We start from the raw sequence: 19,464 nt of genomic DNA, 5'->3' as shown, positions 1-19,464 counted from the left end.
CAACCTCGGCACCGCGTGGTGGTGATCTCCGGGATGGTGAAGGCGGGGGTGGTGGAGAACCAGCCGCATTGGTTGGCGCAGATCCAGGAGCCGTCGGAGCCCTGGCTTGCTGCTGCGCCGCAGTTTCCGCACTGCATCGTGCCTCCCGTGGTTAGCCTCGCTGACGGGGGCGGCGAGGCCGGTCCCAGTGTGTCAGGGGCCGGTCGTGGTGGGGCGTGTTTCGGGCAGGGGTGAGGTTGCGGGGGTCGACGCGCCGTTCCGCATCTAATGTTCGAACGCACCCTGTCCCACCACTTCAAGACACTCCGGGATGCTGGAGTGATTGCCACTCACCGCGAGAGCACCGCCGCCCTCAACGTCCTCCAAGAAGACGAGCTCGACCAAGAAGAGGAGCTCGACACGGCCGCCCCGGCCTGCTCGACACCATCCTGCCCCGGCGAGGCTGAACAGCAGGACCGGCCTTCAAGGTCATCGGTATCTCCCGCCTCGCGGTCAACCGTCAACAACGCCCCGACCCGCAACACCCAGGCAGCTTCGTCTGGATCTGCGAGAGCATGATGTACACGGCATGAAAGCTGGTCGAAAGCCGTGACAGCCGCACCGTCAGGTACCGATCATGAGAGCCATGACAGGAGCGTCGGAACCCGACTCGGTAGCCGCCGTGCGCGACTACTACGAGCAGTCAGCGAAGCGTGAGGCCGAGAGGCTGAGCCGGCCGGCAGACGGCGCCATCGAGCAGGAGTTGCATGCGCGGGCGCTTGAGGAGCACTTGCCTCCTGCCCCGCGAGGATTCTCGACAACGGCGGGGGCCCCGGCACATGGACCCTATGGCTCGCGGAGCGCGGTTACCGGGTGACACTCACCGATCTGTCGCCGGCCCTGCTGGGTCTCGCCCGTGATCGCATTGCGCGGGCTCGCCAGCAGCATGCTGCGAATGTGGAGGCAGTTACAGAGGCCGACGCGCGTGACCTGAGCGCTTTCGCGGATGATGCGTTCGACGCCCTACTCTGCCTGGGGCCCTTCTACCATCTGCCCACCAGCGCCGACCGTCGCCGGGCTTTACGAGAAGCTCATCGAGTCTTGAGACCCGGTGGTCTGCTGATCGCGAGCGTGATGCCGCCGTACATGCGACTGGTCTCCACCGTCCTGGAGCAGGGGACTGCGGCCTTCACGACAGGTACGGTCGACCGCATCCTGAACGAAGGTCGCTACGACGACCCCCGGCGTGGACGCTTCACCGGCGGGTACCTCATCCGTCCCGACGAAGTGACACCGCTCTTCGACGAGCACGGCTTTCGTGTGCGGCGTGTGCTCGCATCCCAAGGGATCCTGGCCTGGGCCCAACCCGAAGTCGCCGCTCTGGCCGAACGAGACCCTGACGCCTATCAGCGACTACTCGATGTCGCCTACGCGACTGCAGGCGATCCATCCGTTCACGGCATGGCCGGACACCTGCTCGTCATCGCCGAACGGCCAGTGGCACAAGCTGAGTAGCCGTACGCCAATGGGCTGACCAGAGGACGCCGCCTGCCATGTGGAGTCCGGCCGGACAGACGGTTGCGATCCTCTCGCAGCGACTGGTGATACCTCGCCACCGCTTCAAGTCATCGGTGCACCGCTCAACGGCGGTGCGCTGCTTGCAGGTATCGCATTTGAGGCCCCGCATAGTCCTGGCGTGGTCCTGCGCAGTTGAGTGCGTCGAGGTCGGCCGCCTGGGCGATGCCGTCGCCTTGCAGGATGCGCTCGACGAGGTACGAGCCGACGAACCCGGCTCCCCCAGCGATGAGCACTGCGGCCCATGGGGTGCCTCCGACGGAAGTCCGGCAGCGTAGACGGCCGGGGGCCATCCGTCTACGAGATGACCGTCCCGGCCCGCATACATTCCCGGGATGGGAGGTCGGGCCCATCCCGATCGTGGCCACACCCCGCGAGGCGCTCTGCTTGCCGGTCGGGATCCCGGGCGACGCCACCGGCCTGCCGGTCTGCGGCGAAGGGCCTGCCGGCGGTCTCGGAGCCCGGCGTCAGGGCTACCGGGTGGCGGGGGCGGTGTGCCGGTCTTCCTGCCGGGGCGGCGGTGCCGGTCCGCAGCGGCGCGGATCTCCTCGGTGGCCGCCCGGTAGGCGGGGGCCGATCGGGAGAAGTAGTCGAAGAGGAGTGCGCGCTGCTCGGGGGTGTAGTGGTCAAGGACCTCGGCGATGCGCCGGCGAGCGGGGGCGAGCACCTCCTCGATGTCCGGGAAGGCACCGGCTGTTGCTTCGACCATGACGCGTCGCCGGTCGGCCGGGTCGGTGGTGCGGCGGACATATCCGGCGCGTTCGAGCCGGTCGATCAGGCGCGTGGTGGCGCCGGTGGTCAGGCCGGTGCGGGCTGACAGGTCACCTGAGGTGATGCGGCCCGCGAGGGTGATCACGCTCAGCGCGTACCACTCGGTGGTCTGCAGCCCTGCGGCTTCCGCGCCGGCCAGTGCGTGCAGCCCCACCGCGTCGATGTACTGCCGGAAGATCACGTGCGGTTCGGCGGGCTCCGGGCTTGCCATTGGTCGCGATACCCCTTAACGTTTTATCTGCACGCATGCAGATAATGCTTTCAAGCAGATACTGCTTCATTGTAGTCACCTGGAGGCGTGATGACCACACAGCCGGATGCGACCGCGGTCAGGGCGGTGATCGCCTCGCTGATCGACGCCTGGGGGCGTCATGACGCGGAGGCGTACGGCGCGCGGTTCACCGCGGATGCCACGTACATCACCTTCGTCGGCACCTACTACCGGGGCCGCGCCGACATCGTGGAGAGCCACCGCACGCTGTTCGCGAAGTACCTCAAGGGGAGCCGGCTCGCCGACGAGGTTCTGGAGGTCCGCTTCTACGGGCCGGACACGGCCGTGGTCACCAGCCGAGGCGACACCTACAAGGGCCGCCGGCCGAAGCGCCTCTCCAAGATCCAGACCTACACCGTGGTACGCGAGGCGGACGGGCAATGGCGTGTCGCCGCCTTCCACAACACCAAACGCAAGCCGCTGCTGGAGGCGATCTCCTTCAAGACGGCCCCCGGCCTGGTACCCGCCGCCCAGCGATGACACAGCACCTCGACCCACCCCACCTGAAGAAGCGGCGCCGACCGCGGAAAGCCTGAGCGACCCCATGACGACCGACCAAAGACCCGCGCCTACGACCACAGCCGACTTGCCCTCCGCGCAGCCGCCCCTCCCCCGGCCCCGCCGGCGCCGCCTCAAGCGCGTGCTGGGCATCTCGGCACTGACCCTCGCTCTGATAGGCGGTGGCGGGTACCTATGGCTCGACGCCACTTCCGATGTCCATCGCACCGGGGCCCCCTGCACCGACATCCCACCGGCCGCCGCCGCCACGCAGACGCAGACGGCAGCGGAGAAGGACCACGCCTCGATCTGCGGGGCGCTGGCTTCCCTGACCGCCGCCTGGGACCGGAACGACGCCGACGCCTACGGTCGTCACTTCACGGAGAACGCCACCTACACCACCTTCGTCGGCACCCACTACGAGGGCAGGAAGGACATCACGGTTGCCCACCAGGCCCTGTTCGACGGTTTCCTCGAGGGCAGCAAGCTGGCCGACTCCTACCTCGGCATCCGCTTCCTCTCCCCAGAAACCGCTGTGGTCACCAGCCGAGGCGACACCTACACCGGGGACAAGCCGGACGACTTGTCCAAGGTCCAGACGTACACCCTCGTACGTGAGACCGACGGGCAGTGGCGTATCGCCGCCTTCCACAACACCCAGCGCCAGTCCGTGATGGAGCGAATCTCGTTCATCTTCTCCCCCGACACCAAGCCGCAGGCCGAGCAATGAACGGCCCCGCGCTGCCCAGGGCTTTGGTGACCGGCGGAAGCGAGGGCATCGGGCGGGCCTTCGCCCGCCGGCTCGCCGCAGCCGGCTACACAGTCACCGTAGTGGCCCGCAACGAGGTACGTCTGAACGCACTCCTGGACGAACTTGGCCCCGGCCACCACGCACTCACTGCGGACCTGGCCGCGGAGGCGGGTCTGCGGCGCGTCGTGCACGAGCTGGCGGTGAACCGCTTCGACCTGCTGGTCAACAACGCAGGCACAGCTGCCCCCGGCCCCTTCGCCGACGTCCCGCTGGAGGCCGCAACCTCCGTGATGCGACTGAACTGCGACGCACTGACCACCCTGACCCACGCCTTCCTCTCCGGGGCGCGGGCGGGTGATTCGCTGGTGAACGTGTCCTCGACCCTGGCCTTCGCCCCCATGCCGAACCTGAGCGTTTACAGCGCGACCAAGGCGTTCGTGACCTCACTCTCGGAGTCGCTGTGGTTCGAGCAGAAGAAGCGGGGTGTGTACGTGATGGGGCTCTGCCCCGGCATGACCGCCACGAGGTCCCAGCCGCACACCGGCGAAGGCGCCCCCGCCGGCCTGGTGCAAACCCCCGAACAGGTCGTGACGGTGGCCTTGGCCGCCCTTCGCCGCCGCCGGCGGCCCACCGTCATCTGCGGAAAGAAGAACGCGCTCTTCACCGCGGCAACGCGCGCCCTGCCACGCAGAACGCTCCTGGCCCTGCTCGGCGGCGGACGCACCTCCAGCCCTCAAGCCTGCGTGCCGAACGGGGAACCAACATGACAAACCCCAAGAAGCACCCGAGTAACGGCCCCTGCCACCGGCGACCCGGCCCCGAAGCGCCGAGCCCTCTGTCCGCGGCCACTTCACACTCCCCGGAACAGCCAGTTCGCCAGGGAGAATTGGCTTGCCGAGTTGCCGGGGACACTTCAGGGTTGTGGGCGTGACGACGTTGCCTGACGAGAGCATCAACCCATTCCGTATCGACATCCACCAGGCCGAGCTGGAGGATCTCCATGAGCGCCTCGACCGCACTCGCTGGCCGGACGAACTACCCGGAGCGGGTTGGACCTACGGCATTCCGCGGGACTACCTCAAGGAGCTCGTGAGGTACTGGCGGCACGAGTACGACTGGCGTGCGGCGGAAGCCCGGTTGAACCAGTGGCCGCAGTTCACCACCACGATCGACGGGGCGAATGTTCACTTCGCCCATATCCGTTCGCCGGAGCCGGATGCGACGCCGTTGATCATGACGCACGGCTGGCCGGGTTCGATCGTGGAGTTCACCGAGATCGCCGGCCCGCTCACCGACCCGCGAGCCCACGGCGGTGACCCTGCCGACGCATTCCACCTGGTGCTGCCGAGCATTCCGGGGTTCGGACTGTCAGGGCCCACAACGGACAGAGGCTGGGAGTTCAAGCGGGTCGCCGCCGCGTTGGCCGTGCTGATGGAGCGCCTCGGTTACGAGCGGTACGGAGTGCAGGGTGGCGACTGGGGGGCGGGCATCTCCCGCGAACTCGGCCGCATCCGGCCCAACCAGGTCATCGGTGTACACCTGAACCTGCTGCCGAGCTCAGGCGCGACACAGGAGCCCAGTGCGGACGAACTGAACGCATTGGACCCTGCCGAGCGTCGGCGCACCCTCGCCTCCTGGGAACGCATGCGGAATTGGAGCCGTGACCGCCAGGGCTACGCCGACATCCAGTCCACCCGGCCACAGACCCTGGCCTACGGCCTCACCGACTCACCTGTGGGCCAACTGGCTTGGATCGTCGAGAAGTTCAAAGAGTGGACCGACTCGCAAGACCTTCCGGAAGATGCCGTCGACCGCGACCAGATGCTCACCAACGTGATGCTGTACTGGCTGACCGGAACGGCCGGATCGTCCGGCCGCATCTACTACGAGCGCGCGCATGCCGACTACTCGGCGCCGTATCCCGAGCCCTCGACGACGCCCACCGCGCTGGCGGACTTCCCGGAGGACAACTTCATCCCTCTCCGGCACATCGCGGAGCGGACGAACAACATCGTGCAATGGACGAGTTACGACCGGGGCGGCCACTTCGCGGCCATGGAGCAGCCCGACCTGCTGGTAGGCGACGTGAGGGCGTTCTTCCGAACCTTGCGTGACCTCCGACGGCGCGGCCACGGGTAGCTACGGGAATCCAGAGTCGTCGTCAGGCACCAGGGCACCTCTCGTTACCAAGGAAGGGAACCTGCTTCAGTTTGTTGCCGCGGTTCGGATTCCTGGAGCGCCGGCGCGCACACTTCCCGTCGGTGCCGACCTCCGACTCCGCTTCTTCAGCTGGTCCGCGAGCAGGGTACGCGGAGACCGCCGGACTGGGCCACAGCGACCAGGACAGTGTTGTACTCCTGGAGGCTGCGGCATCCTCGGCCCGAAGGGCATCTGACGACGCACTCTCTCGATGCTGGCGGGCACACGCCGCTGCACAGGGGCGACAGGGGCGACGCTGATCCGGCGCCGCAGCGCACATGGCCACCTTGTGAATGCCTGCGACGGATCATGTGTGGAGTCGCACCGTGTGACGCAGGCCATCGCATACAGCCGTACTGACCGGGAAGGCGCTGCCTCGGTCTGTGCCGCTGGGGTGGTGCGGGCCCTGTCAAGGCACGGACAACCCGGGTGCGCTTCTGCCCGGGCGCACCAGAAAGTGGAACCACCCGTGAGTGAAATTGCCGTCGACACGGCGCAGGATGCAGCACACCAAGAGGCGACAGGGACGCCCGCAGACGCGGGCGACGCCGATTACAGCAAGGGCCTCAAAGCCCGACACGTGAACATGATCGCCATCGGCGGTGCGATCGGCACCGGCCTCTTCCTGGGCGCCGGAGGACGCCTGCGCGACGCCGGTCCGGCGCTCGCGATCGCCTACCTCGTCTGCGGCGTCTTCGCCTTCTTCGTCGTCCGGGCACTCGGCGAGCTCGTGCTCCACCGGCCCTCTTCAGGCTCCTTCGTTTCGTACGCGCGCGAGTTTCTCGGGGAGAAGGGAGCCTACGTCGCTGGGTGGATGTACTTCCTGAACTGGTCGACGACCGGTATCGCCGACATCACCGCGATCGCGCTGTACACCCATTACTGGAGCCTGTTCACGAGCATCCCGCAATGGGTGCTCGCCCTTGCCGCCCTCGCGGTGGTGCTGGCCGTGAACCTCATCTCGGTGAAGGTCTTCGGCGAGATGGAGTTCTGGTTCTCCATCATCAAGGTCGCCACACTCGTCGGCTTCATGCTCATCGGCATCTTCCTCCTGGCCACTCGGCACGATGTGGGCGGCCACACACCAGGCGTGAGCATGATCACCGACCATGGCGGGATCCTCCCGCACGGCGTGATGCCCGTGGTCCTCGTCATGCAGGGCGTGATCTTCGCGTACGCGGCTCTGGAGCTGGTCGGCGTCGCCGCCGGTGAGACCGCCGAGCCGGAGAAGGTCGTGCCGCGAGCGGTGAACTCGATCATGTGGCGGGTCGCGCTGTTCTACGTCGGTTCGGTCCTCCTGCTGGCCCTGCTGCTCCCCGGCTCGCTCTACTCGGGGGACGAGAGCCCGTTCGTCACCGTCCTGTCCAAGGTCGGGGTCCCGGCGGCCGACGACGTCATGAACCTGGTCGTACTCACCGCGGCGATGTCGTCGCTGAACTCCGGCCTGTACTCCACCGGGCGCATCCTCCGGTCCATGGCGATGGCGGGTTCCGCACCCCGGTTCACCCGCGTGATGAGCCGCAGCCAGGTCCCCTACGGCGGCATCCTGCTGACCTGCGCCGTCTGCGTGCTCGGCGTCGGCCTGAACTACCTGGTTCCGGGCAAAGCATTTGAAATCGTACTGAACGTCGCCTCTCTGGGCGTCATCAGCACGTGGGTGATCATCATGCTCTGTCACCTCGTCTTCGTCCGCCGCGCCCGCGCCGGTCTGGTCGCCCGTCCACACTTCCGCCTGCCTTGGAGCCCGGTCACGGAGATCGTCACGATCGTCTTCCTGACGGGCGTGCTGTGCATGATGGGCAACGACCCGGACATCGGGCGCAAGACCCTGCTGCTCGTGCCGGTGATCGCCGTCATGCTGGTCGCCGGCTGGTTCGGCGTCCGCCGCAGGGTGGCGCAGAACTCCGAAACGGAGAGCTCCCCGCTGGTCAAGTAACAGACCGGGGCCGGGTACGCATACGGGCTCGATGCCGTTCTACAGGACCGAAGGGCGCCTGGCTTAAGCGCTCCCAGGCCAGGCGCCCAGTTCATCGTCTCCCAGCCCCATGCCGATCGAGGCGTCCGATCATTGTCGGCTTGCTCGTCGGCGCCTGGGTGCTCACGACCACCGGTGGTGCGCTTGTGGCGATCGGCGCTGCCCTGTGGCTCCTCGGCACCAGCGAGCGCAAGGTCGGTGGGCGTAAGCACTACTTCTAGGAGCTTCCAGGAACCCCGATCCGGTAAGAGCCTGCGGGCAAGCAGGCACTTCTCTCTGAGGGCAGGTGTCTCCCTGCTCGCCATCAGGCCGGAACAGTAGGACCGGGGGACGACATGAAGGCGCCGTATCGGCCCTGGTTCGGCACTGGCTGAGCGCTCTGAAGGGTGTCCGGCCTGAAGTGCCCAAGATCGGACGCCCTTGCTTCACGTTCGGTACCGGTTTCGCCTCCACCCGAGGTCCCTGCCGCGGCAAGTCGCACAGCCACTCCGCAGCTCGTCCATCAGCAGCAGCCCCGGCTCGTTGAGAAGTGCGCCGGCCACGTCGGCTACGAGCCTTCTGGGACCTGATAAACGACGAGCAACGGAGCTTCCACAACGGATCGTGACGGCTACCGGGACCCGAGTCGTCGCTGAACCCCTGGCCTGACCGCATCGTGCGTCTCCCCGTGAGGTCAGGGAGTCGAAGAGGTCCTCCCAGAGTGCGACGGCCCCGAGATCACTTACCGCCGGACGTCGTGATTCAGCAAGCTCGTCCCCCGTTGCCTTCGCGCTGGACAAGTGCCTCTTCGTCGGAATGCAGGATCAGGTGGAGCCACGTTTCACGTTTTCGGAATCCCAGTACGAGCGACCATGTTCGGGGCATCAATCGGTACGGCCAGAGGCAACAAGATCAAAAGTCCTCTTCGGGACCCACGTGTCGAAAGACAGTCTCGTGTTCGCCTGCGGTGACAAGCCCATCGATGACCTTGACCATCGACGCCACACCCGCGTCACGGACGATGAGGCCGTCCCAGCACCACCAGTAGTCGCCTTCTGGTTGGCCTGCCTGCTGTTGACGGTCCATGATTCGGTGCACCTCGTCGAGAGTGAACACGGTGCCGGACCAGCGATCGCCGTCATCACGGATGACCCACATGTCCACATTGCAGACCTCATCAAGGTCTTCTCCCGCGCCGGGCACGAAGCAGATCTCGTATCCGTCACGCCTGACTCGGTAAAAAGGGCCGTCCCACATGCTCGCTCCGTAGCGCTCTGTCGCACGCCGCCTTCATGAACCAAGCCGGACGGCCCATCAGTACAGCATGCTCCATCTGAAGGGCGGAGCAGACACGGCAAGTGAAAGAACAACTTAGTTGATGCCCCCGATTCCGGGATCGATCCTGGTTGGCGGGGTCGCCTTTGCATCTTCGTGATCGCCGAGAGCGCCTCCCCGCTGATCGATAACCGGAGGCCAGAAGTGCGACGGCAACTTGAGCGCGCAAGGGAAAGCTGACCGGCTTGGCAACGACGATCACGCCGTGTGGTCGGCCACTGTCAGGGCCGGATCGCGTACATGAGATTGGTCCCGCGCGGTGAGTGGTGTACGGCCACGTTCTGTATGGATTCGGGCCCGGAGATGTACAGCGACGTGAGCAAGAGGCGGAGAAGAACGCTGACAAGACCGTCCTGCGCACGGTGGACCTCGATCTCCACGTCATGCGGTCTCTTCGCGACGACTCCCAGAACGAGGACGAGTTCGCCGAACGCCCTGCGCGGTAGCGTCCAGAGATGGATCCCTCTGAGGTGCTGTTCTCTGCCCGCAAGTACGACGGAAGCCTGCACTGGCACTGCACCATGTTTCGCCTCGGCGAGGACGACCACGGTGTCTGGCTCGGCATGCCGGCCGGCACAGTCCACAGCAAGGGCGACGCGGGGCCCGTGTACGAATCGAAAGAGGCCCGGGTCAAGCTCATCCCCCGCGATGCCTGGTGGACTGCGTTGTTCCTGGACGATCCGCAGCGGTTGGACACGTACTGCGACGTCACCACTCCGTCTCGATGGCCGAACCCCGGCGAGGTCACCATGGTCGACCTGGACCTCGATGTCTGCCGTGTACGTGCAGGGGGCGACATCTTCGTCGACGACCAGGACGAATTCGCCGAGCACCAAGTCCGCTACTCCTACCCGCCCGATGTCATCGCGCAGGCGGCCGCATCTGCCGAATGGCTTCAGTCAGCGCTACGCACGGGTGCAGAGCCTTTCAACAGCCACTTCCGTTCCTGGCTGAGGGCTGTCACGTAAGAGTGTGTCGGTCGAGCGAGAGTTGATGCCTGCTGGGGCCTGTACGGTCGATGGCTTCCAGACAGCAGGGCCTCCTCGCTAACGTCGTGACATCGATGCGAGGAGGCCGGCGTGCTGATGGGTGTGCTTGTCGGAGAGAGTCTTCGAACCGGGGGCGAGGTGAACGGTGTGCCGTTGCAGGTCACGAGGGTGCGGCGTGTCGAGGTGCCCGACGCAGCGGCCGGGCAGTCGGGGCAGTGGACCCTGCTGGACTTCCAGGCTCCTCCAAAGACTACGGATCGCTGGAGGCGGGCGAGATCATCTCGGCACACCGCCGCGCAAACGCGGCAGAGGCGCAGGGGTGGACGCCCTGCATCGTCAGCTGCCTGGTTGGCTGCCCGCGGCCTGCCGGCCAGCCAACCCGAACGCAGCGGCGATTCCCCGAACCAGGGGCCCCGCCGCCTCAGTTTGTGTAGATCTCCGCGCGGTCCACACTGACGTACGAGCCGGTCGACTGGGCGTTGTGCTCGCCGGTGACCCGGACGCGCAGCGTGTGCCGACCGTTCGACAACCGGGGGCTGAGGTACTGGCGTGTCTCGCCGGTGCGGATGGCGCCGTGGAAGTCGACGCGTTGTTCGGGGCCGCCGTCGATGCTGAGGGCAGCGATGCCGTTGCCGGTGTCTCTCACGGACAACAGGGCGATGCGCGTCCCGGTGAAGGTGAGGACGGCGGTGTTGCCCGCCTGGTCGCTCCAGTGGTCGTCGCCCCAGAAGCACTGGGTGGCGCACCCGGTTCCCGAGTTCCAGGTGCCCGTGTACGTGATGGTTCCGTCTCCGCTGGACCGGCCGTCGTCGTTGATCCAGTAGTTGCCCGATCCGGGATCGCCTGAGGGCAGGTCCTGGGTGGCGCCGAGCGCGAGGGGGCGGCCGAAGTCGGGGCTGCCGTCGGCCTTCCAGGTGAACCGCTGCGCCCGGGTGGTGCGGTCGGAGTACGTGTTCACCGAGGTCGTCTTGGCGTGGTAGACGATCCAGTCCTCGGCGCCGTCGGGTGAGCGGAAGAAGGCGTGGTGGCCCGGACCGAACACACCGCGGTCGTCGGCACGCGAGAAGACCGGCCCGGGGTGCTGGGTCCAGTTGCCGGGCACCAGCGGGTCGGCGGTCGCGGGCAGGGACTTCATCCAGATCTGGTAGTCGGGCTTGCCGGTGTCGCAGGTGGAGTAGGTCATCCACGTACGGCCGTTGCGATAGAGGAACTCCGGCCCCTCCCTCACCTCTGGGCAGCCACCGGCCGCGTCGATGGCCACCGCGTTGCCCGAGACGGTGTACGGGTTCGACATCGGGGCGATGTTGAGTCCGTTGTGCTGGTACTGGTTGATGCCGCTGTACGCCAGGTAGAGGCGTCCGTTGTGCTGCAGGATGCCGGCGTCGATCGCGAAGTCATTGGCGTGGTTGGGAGGGGCGAGCTTCGCCTTGTAGTGGTACGGGCCGGCTGGGTCGTCGCCGTCCGACTCGAGGACGTGAAGGCGGTGATGGTCGTCCACGCCGTCGTCAGCGGTGTAGTAGAGGTACCAGCGGTCACCGAAACGGTAGAACTCGGGGCCCAGATGTTGCGGTTGCGCGAGGCGTCGGTGTCCGTCCACACGGTCACGGGGTCGGCGGCGGCCAGAGCGCCGAGTGAGGACGCACGCCACATCCGGATGCTGTCACCTTGCGTGGTGGTCAGGTAGTAGAAGCCGTTCCAGTGCGTCATGAAGGGGTCGGGCCCTGAGTTCAGGGGATTGCGGAATCCGCCTGCCGCCGCGGCTCGTGCTGCCGGAGCGGCGGCACTCGCCGACCCGGTCGCGCTCGTCGACGCGGTGGTGCTCGTCGACCCGACGGTGCTCGCCAGCCCAGTCGCACTCGCCGACCCGGTCGCGCTCGTCGAAGCGGTGGCCGATGCAGGCAACAAGGCGTAGAGGACGGCGAGCAGGGCGGCCGACAGTGTCGCGACGCGGCGTAGGGCTCTTGTGCGGCTTGGGATGGGGGCGGGGACGGGGGTGGCGCGCATGGTCGGCTCCTTGGGGCAGGAAGTGCGGGTTCCGTGAGGAGGAGACACCGATGGCATTACAACGATGTAACGCCACCGGTGACACCGTAGGCAGGGCGCCATACCATGTCAACGGCCTCTGCAAGGCGCCGGGTTGCAGCATGACGAACACCAGATCACGCCGTCTTCGGCGCCGTGTGCGCGCACGAACCTGCCCACATGCGGCATCGACGGCCCACACGCCTACTGGACCGGCCGGCCGGCGCGTGGTGAAGGGCCGCACAAAAGGCTGCTCCCCGAGGCATGAATGCCCGGGGAGCAGCAGTGGCGAGCGGCAGTGGAGCCGTGCCGTGCGGGGGAACGACCGGCACGGCTCCTTGTCAGCTGCTCACCGCACCGAGAGGACGGTGTCCTCTGCGGTGGTCGGGGTGGGTGCGGGCGCCTTGCGTGGCAGGCCGAGTGTGATGAGGAGGCCCACGACCATGCCTGCCGCGGTCAGCAGGACGACGAGGAACTCCCCGTCCGCGGTGGCCTTGGTCAGGGCCTCGCCCGCTTTGCCACCGGTTCCGATGTCGGCGATGACGGTCAGGACGGCGAGGCCGATGGCGTTGCCGATGTTGAGGGTCGTGGAGGCCATGCCGTTGGCGATGCCCTGCTCGTTGGGGGCCACTCCGGTGGAGGCGGCGATCCACATGGCGGTCCAGACGATGCCCTGGCCGATGCCGGAGAGGACCAGGCCCGGCAGTGCCGTCAGGTAGGTGGCGTCGGTGTCGAAGCCAAGTGCGAGCACAGCGGTGCCGACGGCGCCGATGGCGAAACCGGCGGTCAGGGTGGTGCGGGTGCCCAGGCGGGTGGTCAGTCGCTCGCCGAGCTGGGTGCCGGTGGCGATGGCCACGGACGGGACGAGGAACGCCAGGCCGGTCTGCAGGGCGCTGTAGCCGTGCACGGTCTGCATCAGGACCGTCAGGAAGTAGGGCAGTGTGCCGAAGGTGGCCATGTAGAGGAAGGTCACCGTGATGCCGACGCTCAGGTTGCGGTTCCGGAAGAGGCGGAAGGGCATGAGCGGGTCCTTGGTGCGCGCTTCGACGGCGGCGAAGGTGGCGAGGAGGGCCGCGGCGACGGCGAAGGCCGCGATCACGGTGGCGGAGGTCCACCCCATTTCGGGGCCCTCGACCAGGGCGAAGACCAGGAGGGTGGAGCCACCGGTGGCGGTCAGCGCGCCCGGCAGGTCGAACTTGCGCTTCTCGGTGCGCGGCACGTCGCGCGGGATGACGGCGAGCGCGGCCAGGGCCACGGCGCCGGCCAGCGGGACGTTCACATAGAAGACGGCCGGCCAGCCGAGGCTTTCGGTGAGGATGCCGCCGAGGAGTGCGCCCACGGTCAGGCCGCTGGCTCCGGCGCCGCCCCAGACCGCGAGGGCCTTGTTGCGCTTGGGGCCCTCCTCGAACAGCGTGTTGATCAGCGAGAGCGTCGAGGGCAGCAACAGCGCTCCGCCGATGCCCTGCACGGCGCGCGCGGCGATGATGACTTCCGGGCTCTGTGCCAGGCCGCCGGCCAGGGAGGAGACGGCGTAGATGGTCAGGGCCAGGACGAACATCCGGCGGCGGCCGAGGAGGTCGGCGGCGCGGCCGCCCAGCAGCAGGAAACCGCCCGCGAAGACGACGTAGGCGCTGACGACGAGCTGCTGGGTCTGTCCCGGGAATCCGAGGTCCGAGCCGATGTCGGGCAGCGCGACGAAGACGATGTTCAGGTCCAGGGAGAAGATCAGCTGCGCCAAGGCCAGGAGCGCCAGACTCCAGCCCAGGCGTTGCGGCCTTGAGGCGTTTGCGCCTGTCGGCAGCGTGGGTGAAGCGGACATGAGAGGTCAGCCCCTCTTCGGTCATGGGCAGCAGCCCGGCGAGTACGACTGTCCGTATGCTTACGTACAATCGTAGCGTCTGCAACGCCGACCGCATCTCCAGCACGACTTTGGCAAGTCGCGCTCCGTGCACACCGGGTCCAGGGCGACGCTTTGGCCAGAGGGTCACATTCGACGACTGTCGCGGTACAGTTGAACAATGATCTCCCGACACCCCGAGCGCGATCAGATCCGGATCGAGGCCGTCCTCTCCGCACTGGGGCACCCCATGCGGCTGACCGTTGTCCGCGTACTGAACGACGGGGAAGAGCACAACTGCGGGAGCATCCTGGACGGCGTGTCGAAATCGACCATGACCCACCACTGGCGCGTCCTGCGCGACAGCGGTGTCATCAGCCAGCGGCCCGCAGGCAGGGAGAACTTGCTGTCGCTGCGACGCGAGGACCTCGACTCCCGCTACCCGGGTCTGCTCGACGCCATCCTCGTGGGGCCCGGCTCGACGAGGAGTCCGACAAGGCCGCCAGGCCTGCGTAACCGTGCCCGCGGAAGACGCTCAGGTCCTGTCCGCATCGTCGGAGGAGAGGCAATGGCGAACCATCGCCACCCTGCACACGCGCCTTGAGTCGGAGCTGGCCGGGGCACTGCAGCGGAGCGGCCTGAGCAGCCGTGAGTACACCCTGCTCCTCACGCTCGAACACCGACACGGTGAGAGCGTTCCGGACATGCAGCATCTCGCTGCCGCTGTGGGACTCGGTCCCAGCGCCGCCACCAGGCTCGTGAGCCGCCTGGAGGGTCGGAAACTCGTGATGCTCACGCTTGCGTCGACGGACCGTCGACGCATCTGCCCGGTACTCACGCCGACTGGGCGCGTTTTGATGGAGTGGCTGCGCCCCTTGGCATCCGCGGCCTTGGAAGCAGGGCTGGACGGAGCCGGGCGCCGGCCCGCCCTGGCCCGGTCGGTGCTGGCGGTGCGGCACGCAGGAGCTCCGCCCGGCGCAGCGGCCGGGTGACGGCAGGGGCTCCGTCCTCGGCGCTCGTCGTGTCCGCTACGCCGATTCGAAGGCGGGTGAAGATGCCGCGTGGGCTGCTGCCGGATCCGCTACGCCGGCCGGGCGGCAGCCGCGTGTACGGCGTCGAGGACTCTCCCGGTCTCCTCGATGTCCGCCGCCGTGGGAGCCTCCCACAGGGTGTGCCCCCTCAGGTCACCGAGGAAGGCTTCGAGTGCCGCGCCCGCGCGGATGGGGGGATGTCTCTCGCGGCGGCCGGGACCGTCCGCCGACATCGTCAGCTCTGTTCCGCCCGCGCCCACTTCCACCGTTGCGGCCTCGCCCTCGATGCGCAGCAGGAACCCGCCGGGGCGGGAGGTCCATCCCGCATGGAGTGATACGGGGGCCTCGCCCCAGGTCAGGAGTGCCAGTCCGCCCGTGTCGACCGCACAGTCCGGACGGCGGGTGAGCGCGGCCCCCCGTACCGAGAGCTTCCTCCCGGGTGCGAGCCAGCGCAGCAGGTCCACGAGATGGATGCCCAGATCCCCGAAGCCTCCTGTACCGCCACGTTCCTCGCTCAGCATCCACTCGGCGGCGCCGCTGAACACACCGTCCAGGAAGCCCGGGTGGGTGAATGCGGCGTGCACGTGCGCCACCGGGCCCAGTTCACCCCGGGTCAGAACCTCACGCACCCGGCGCAGTGCCGGCGCGCAGCGCAGGAACATGGCGGTGGTGGTGGGTCCGGCGCCCAGCAGCGGCGTGAGCGCCGTGGTGGCCGCCGCTGTGGTGCCGAGCGGCTTCTCCACGAGCGCGGGCACACCGGCTGCGGCCGTCTGCGCCAGGAGGCGCGCGTGCTCCGCGGTGGTCGAGGCGATGACCGCCATGTCGGCGCGTTGCAGCGCCTGTTCGACGGTGGACACGAAGGGCAGCCCTTCGAGGAGCACGTCACTGCGGGAGCCGGGCTCATGGTGAAGAGCGACGAGCTCCGCCTCCGGATCCTGTTCGATGACCGCGAGATGGTCGGGCAGGTGGACATGGCTCGTGCCGAGGACCGCGATACGGATGTTCTTCATGAGTCGGCGGCGTGCTCTCCGGAAGGGGGAAGGCCTTGGCGCGGGCCGGCGGCGGGGATGGGCAGGCGGTCCGGTCAGCGGGCGCCCGCCATCTGGACGTCCGCGACGGGTCGGGCGAAGGCGCGGTCGCTGTACACCAGCGGGATCCGGTCCCCGGACACGTGCGTCTCCTCCACCCGGCCGACGAGGATGCTGTGGTCCCCACCGTCCAGGACGACGTGCATCCGGCACGCAACGCGCGCCGCCGCGTCCTTGAGTCCTGGCAGCCCGAACTCACAGGGCACCATGTCACCCGCGTCGAACCTGTCGACGCCGGACCGTGCGAACCGCATGGCGACGTCGGGCTGCTCCAGCGCGAGGATGTTGATCAAGAAGCGGTCCGCGGTGGTGAACGCCTGATGCGTACTGGCCTTCTTGTCGAGACATATCAGCACCAGGGGCGGGTCCAGGGAGAGTGAGCTGAAAGAGCTGCCGGTGAAACCCCAGCGCCTGCCGGCGGAGTCGACCGCGGTGGCGATGGTGACGGGCCCCGGCACCCGGGACATGGCCTGGGCGAAGGCTGTGGCGTCGACGGACATGGCTGTCCTTCCGTTCTCAAGGGTCGGGTTCGTCTGTACGGCAGGCGGCGGCTCGAAGGTGCGTCCTCTTCGCCGACCGTGTGGTGCTGCTACGCCATCCCCGTCGGTGCTGTCTCGGCGACATGGCGGCTGAGCCAGGCGAGGAACTGGGGCCCGAGGTCTTCGCGCTCGCAGGCCAGTTGCACGATGGCACGCAGGTAGTCACCCCGGTCGCCCGTGTCGTAGCGGCGGCCCTTGAAGACCACTCCGTGCACCGTGCCGCCGGTCTCCTCGTCCGTGGCGAGCTTCTGCAGCGCATCGGTGAGCTGGATCTCTCCGCCCCGGCCCGGCCCGGTCTGCCGCAGTACCCCGAAGACGGCCGGGTCCAGTACGTAGCGGCCGATGACCGCGTAGTTGCTCGGCGCATCGCCCGGGTCCGGCTTCTCGACCAGGCCCGTCACCTTCACCACATCGGAATCCGCCGTGCCGCGCACCGCCGCGCAGCCGTACAGGTGGATCTGGGACGGCTCGACCTCCATCAGGGCCACGACACTGCCGCCTTCACGTCCCTGGACCTCGACCATCCGCGACAACAGCGGATCGCGCGGATCGATCAGGTCGTCGCCGAGCAGCACAGCGAAGGGCTGGTCCCCCACGTGCGGGGCGGCACACAGGACGGCGTGGCCGAGCCCGCGTGGATCACCCTGACGGACGTAGTGCAGGCTGGCCAGGCTGCTGGACTCCTGGACCCTGGCGAGCCGTTCATGGTCGCCTTTTGCCAGAAGGGCCTGCTCCAGCTCGAAGTTGCGGTCGAAGTGGTCCTCGAGCGGTCGCTTGTTGCGGCCCGTGATCATCAGGATGTCGGAGAGACCGGCCGCCGCCGCCTCCTCGACCACGTACTGAATCGCAGGCTTGTCGACGACGGGCAGCATCTCCTTCGGAGTGGCCTTCGTGGCAGGCAGGAACCGGGTTCCCAGCCCCGCCGCGGGGATGACCGCCTTGGTCACCGCACGGGCGGGAGAGGGCGTCTGCTTCATGTCAGGACCCAATCGGTACGCAGCGTCGGCGCGGCCGGGTCCGGGGTGGAGTCTCCCGGGGACGGCGGCCGGCTGGGAAGGTGGCTGAAGGCCGGTCCGGCGTTCAGCGCGGTGAGGAAGGAACGAGCCCAGTGGTCGACGTCGTGCGTGAGCACTTGTTCACGCAGGACGGTCATTCGTCGCCGGGCCTCGTCGGCCGGGACGTTCAGGGCCTGGTGCAGGGTGGTCTTGACCTCCTCCAGGTGGTGGGGGTTGACCAGGAACGCGCTGGTGAGTTCGGCCGCCGCGCCGGCGAATTCACTGAGGACGAGTGCCCCGCCCAGGTCGTGGCGGCAGGCGACGTACTCCTTGCAGACCAGGTTCATGCCGTCGCGCAGGGGCGTGACGAGCATGACGTCGGCCGCGCTGTAGAAGGCGGCGAGTTCCTCACGGCCGACGGAGGTGTGCAGGTAGTGCACGACCGGGGAGCCGACGCGGCCGAACTCGCCGTTGATCCGGCCGACGGTGCGCTCGATGTCCTCGCGCATCCGTACGTAGTGCTCGACCCGCTCGCGGCTGGGCGTGGCGATCTGCACCATGGCGACCTCGCGCGGTTCGATCCGCCCCTCCGCCAGCATCTCGTGCAGGGCGCGGAGCCGGACGTCGATGCCCTTGGTGTAGTCGAGCCGGTCGACCCCGAGAATGATCTTCTTGGGATGCCCCAGGTCCGCACGGATCTGCTCAGCCATCCGCCGGATGGCAGGCCGCCTCGCGAGCTGGTCCAGTTCCCCTGCGTCGATGGAGATGGGGAACGCACCCACCTTCACGGTCCGGTCGCCGACGCGTATCTCTCCGGGGGCGCCCCCCGTCCCGCTCACCGTGCGAGCGCTCTCCCGGCCGGCGAGACGGCCGGCGAGCCACTGGAAGTTCTGCGCGCCGCCCGGCCTGTGGAAACCGATGAGATCGGCACCCAGCAGCCCTTGGATGATCTCGGCACGCCACGGCAGCTGCATGAACAGTTCGACCGGCGGGAACGGGATGTGCAGGAAGAAGCCGATCCGCAGGTCAGGGCGGAGTTCGCGCAGCATCGCCGGCACGAGCTGGAGCTGGTAGTCCTGGACCCAGACCGTGGCGCCGGGGGCGCTCACGTCGGCGGCGGCCCGGGCGAACTTCCGGTTGACCCGTACGTAGGCCTCCCACCAGGTGCGATGGTATTCGGGAGGCATGACTACGTCGTGGTACAGCGGCCAGAGTGTGCCGTTGGAGAAGCCTTCGTAGAAGCCGCCGACCTCGTCGGCGGACAAGTCGACGGGGTGCAGGCGCAGGCCCTCGTCCTGCGGAGGGGGCATGTCCTGCCCGGCCGCACCGGGCCAGCCGACCCATGCTCCCTGTTGCGTACGGAGGAAGGGTTCCAGTGCGCTGACGAGGCCGCCGGGGCTGTGGCGCCAGCGCCGGGTCCCGTCGGGGGCGCTCTCCAGGCTCACTGGCAGCCGGTTGGCCACCACGACGAGTCCTGCCCCGTTCGCCGGTGCGGCGTGTTCGTCCTTCTCTTCCATCCGAAGGGCCTCTTTCAGGAGAGTGCTTCAGTCGTGGCGCACGACGCAACGCCGTCCGCCCGGGGAGGGCCGGCCTGAAGCCGGCCCGGGGGGCTGCCCGCCCCCGGTGAGCG

General features: G+C 67.9%; 16 protein-coding genes and 1 pseudogene. 9 read left to right on the top strand and 8 right to left on the bottom strand.

Translation table 11 applies throughout. From position 1 onward, the window contains the following. Positions 1–789: 789 nt before the first annotated feature. Positions 790–1,494, top strand: a complete 705-nt coding sequence (locus tag LNW71_RS34305) for a class I SAM-dependent methyltransferase (RefSeq protein ID WP_250972251.1) — start codon at positions 790–792, stop codon at positions 1,492–1,494. Here the strand turns inward: LNW71_RS34305 and LNW71_RS34300 are convergent. Continuing rightward, entirely contained in the window at positions 1,460–2,536 is a 1,077-nt protein-coding gene (locus LNW71_RS34300) for a MarR family transcriptional regulator (RefSeq protein WP_250971742.1), read from the bottom strand. The two genes, LNW71_RS34305 and LNW71_RS34300, sit on opposite strands and share 35 nt — an antisense overlap. A gap of 90 nt (positions 2,537–2,626) precedes the next feature. Here LNW71_RS34300 and LNW71_RS34295 point away from each other — a divergent pair, with 90 nt between their 5' ends. The 5 genes from LNW71_RS34295 (at position 2,627) to LNW71_RS34275 (ending at position 7,980) form a co-directional block, all read left to right on the top strand. Further along, complete coding sequence (locus tag LNW71_RS34295) at positions 2,627–3,076, top strand: SgcJ/EcaC family oxidoreductase (protein WP_250971741.1); 450 nt, start codon at positions 2,627–2,629, stop codon at positions 3,074–3,076. 160 nt (positions 3,077–3,236) lie between these two features. Beyond that, the gene (locus LNW71_RS34290; protein WP_250971740.1) at positions 3,237–3,824 is read left to right on the top strand and encodes an SgcJ/EcaC family oxidoreductase; all 588 of its coding nucleotides are present in this window, start codon (positions 3,237–3,239) and stop codon (positions 3,822–3,824) included. Next, on the top strand, positions 3,821–4,612 hold the full coding sequence (locus tag LNW71_RS34285) for an SDR family oxidoreductase (RefSeq protein ID WP_250971739.1): 792 nt from the start codon (positions 3,821–3,823) through the stop codon (positions 4,610–4,612). Before LNW71_RS34290 ends, LNW71_RS34285 begins: the two co-directional genes overlap by 4 nt. A gap of 160 nt (positions 4,613–4,772) precedes the next feature. Further along, entirely contained in the window at positions 4,773–5,984 is a 1,212-nt protein-coding gene (locus LNW71_RS34280; RefSeq protein ID WP_250972250.1) for an epoxide hydrolase family protein, read from the top strand. Between the two features lie 529 nt (positions 5,985–6,513). Beyond that, positions 6,514–7,980, top strand: coding sequence for an amino acid permease (locus LNW71_RS34275; RefSeq protein WP_250972249.1), 1,467 nt, complete (start codon positions 6,514–6,516; stop codon positions 7,978–7,980). A gap of 930 nt (positions 7,981–8,910) precedes the next feature. Here LNW71_RS34275 and LNW71_RS34270 read toward each other — a convergent pair. Then, positions 8,911–9,255 carry a hypothetical protein gene (locus tag LNW71_RS34270; RefSeq protein ID WP_250971738.1) on the bottom strand — a complete coding sequence of 115 codons (345 nt, stop codon included), beginning with the start codon at positions 9,253–9,255 and terminating at the stop codon, positions 8,911–8,913. A gap of 533 nt (positions 9,256–9,788) precedes the next feature. Here LNW71_RS34270 and LNW71_RS34265 point away from each other — a divergent pair. After that, positions 9,789–10,301 carry a DUF402 domain-containing protein gene (locus LNW71_RS34265; protein ID WP_250971737.1) on the top strand — a complete coding sequence of 171 codons (513 nt, stop codon included), beginning with the start codon at positions 9,789–9,791 and terminating at the stop codon, positions 10,299–10,301. 442 nt (positions 10,302–10,743) lie between these two features. Here the strand turns inward: LNW71_RS34265 and LNW71_RS34260 are convergent. Together LNW71_RS34260 and LNW71_RS34255 are read right to left on the bottom strand one after the other, a co-directional pair. Further along, positions 10,744–12,326: pseudogene (locus LNW71_RS34260) on the bottom strand (glycoside hydrolase family 43 protein). Between the two features lie 367 nt (positions 12,327–12,693). Continuing rightward, positions 12,694–14,163 (bottom strand): MFS transporter, encoded by a 1,470-nt coding sequence (locus LNW71_RS34255; protein WP_250971736.1) that lies wholly within the window; start codon positions 14,161–14,163, stop codon positions 12,694–12,696. Positions 14,164–14,362: 199 nt separating this feature from the next. Between LNW71_RS34255 and LNW71_RS34250 the strand changes: the two genes are divergently transcribed. Together LNW71_RS34250 and LNW71_RS37135 are read left to right on the top strand one after the other, a co-directional pair. Further along, positions 14,363–14,785 carry an ArsR/SmtB family transcription factor gene (locus tag LNW71_RS34250; protein ID WP_374119494.1) on the top strand — a complete coding sequence of 141 codons (423 nt, stop codon included), beginning with the start codon at positions 14,363–14,365 and terminating at the stop codon, positions 14,783–14,785. After that, positions 14,700–15,173: a MarR family winged helix-turn-helix transcriptional regulator gene (locus LNW71_RS37135; RefSeq protein WP_374119493.1), complete on the top strand. Its 474-nt coding sequence runs from the start codon at positions 14,700–14,702 to the stop codon at positions 15,171–15,173. Before LNW71_RS34250 ends, LNW71_RS37135 begins: the two co-directional genes overlap by 86 nt. Before the next feature lie 89 nt (positions 15,174–15,262). Here the strand turns inward: LNW71_RS37135 and LNW71_RS34245 are convergent, their stop codons facing one another. From LNW71_RS34245 to LNW71_RS34230, 4 genes are all read right to left on the bottom strand, one after another. Then, positions 15,263–16,222, bottom strand: coding sequence for a Gfo/Idh/MocA family oxidoreductase (locus LNW71_RS34245; protein WP_250971735.1), 960 nt, complete (start codon positions 16,220–16,222; stop codon positions 15,263–15,265). Positions 16,223–16,296: 74 nt separating this feature from the next. Next, positions 16,297–16,800: a flavin reductase family protein gene (locus LNW71_RS34240; protein WP_250971734.1), complete on the bottom strand. Its 504-nt coding sequence runs from the start codon at positions 16,798–16,800 to the stop codon at positions 16,297–16,299. Positions 16,801–16,889: 89 nt separating this feature from the next. Further along, positions 16,890–17,816, bottom strand: coding sequence for a UTP--glucose-1-phosphate uridylyltransferase GalU (gene galU, locus LNW71_RS34235; protein ID WP_250971733.1), 927 nt, complete (start codon positions 17,814–17,816; stop codon positions 16,890–16,892). After that, complete coding sequence (locus LNW71_RS34230; protein ID WP_250971732.1) at positions 17,813–19,351, bottom strand: trehalose-6-phosphate synthase; 1,539 nt, start codon at positions 19,349–19,351, stop codon at positions 17,813–17,815. Before LNW71_RS34230 ends, galU begins: the two co-directional genes overlap by 4 nt. Positions 19,352–19,464: the final 113 nt, after the last annotated feature.

The organism is Streptomyces sp. RKAG290 (assembly GCF_023701695.1).
Lineage (GTDB): Bacteria > Actinomycetota > Actinomycetes > Streptomycetales > Streptomycetaceae > Streptomyces.
This window is presented reverse-complemented; position numbering and strand designations above follow the sequence as displayed.

Excerpts from the sequence above, each read along its gene's own strand:
- LNW71_RS34300 (WP_250971742.1), bottom strand. The coding sequence starts at position 2,536 with ATGGCAAGCCCGGAGCCCGCCGAACCGCACGTGATCTTCCGGCAGTAC.
- LNW71_RS34295 (WP_250971741.1), top strand. The coding sequence starts at position 2,627 with ATGACCACACAGCCGGATGCGACCGCGGTCAGGGCGGTGATCGCCTCG.
- LNW71_RS34285 (WP_250971739.1), top strand. The coding sequence starts at position 3,821 with ATGAACGGCCCCGCGCTGCCCAGGGCTTTGGTGACCGGCGGAAGCGAG.
- LNW71_RS34270 (WP_250971738.1), bottom strand. The coding sequence starts at position 9,255 with ATGTGGGACGGCCCTTTTTACCGAGTCAGGCGTGACGGATACGAGATC.
- LNW71_RS34265 (WP_250971737.1), top strand. The coding sequence starts at position 9,789 with ATGGATCCCTCTGAGGTGCTGTTCTCTGCCCGCAAGTACGACGGAAGC.
- LNW71_RS34255 (WP_250971736.1), bottom strand. The coding sequence starts at position 14,163 with ATGTCCGCTTCACCCACGCTGCCGACAGGCGCAAACGCCTCAAGGCCG.
- LNW71_RS34250 (WP_374119494.1), top strand. The coding sequence starts at position 14,363 with ATGATCTCCCGACACCCCGAGCGCGATCAGATCCGGATCGAGGCCGTC.
- LNW71_RS34245 (WP_250971735.1), bottom strand. The coding sequence starts at position 16,222 with ATGAAGAACATCCGTATCGCGGTCCTCGGCACGAGCCATGTCCACCTG.
- LNW71_RS34240 (WP_250971734.1), bottom strand. The coding sequence starts at position 16,800 with ATGTCCGTCGACGCCACAGCCTTCGCCCAGGCCATGTCCCGGGTGCCG.
- galU (WP_250971733.1), bottom strand. The coding sequence starts at position 17,816 with ATGAAGCAGACGCCCTCTCCCGCCCGTGCGGTGACCAAGGCGGTCATC.
- LNW71_RS34230 (WP_250971732.1), bottom strand. The coding sequence starts at position 19,351 with ATGGAAGAGAAGGACGAACACGCCGCACCGGCGAACGGGGCAGGACTC.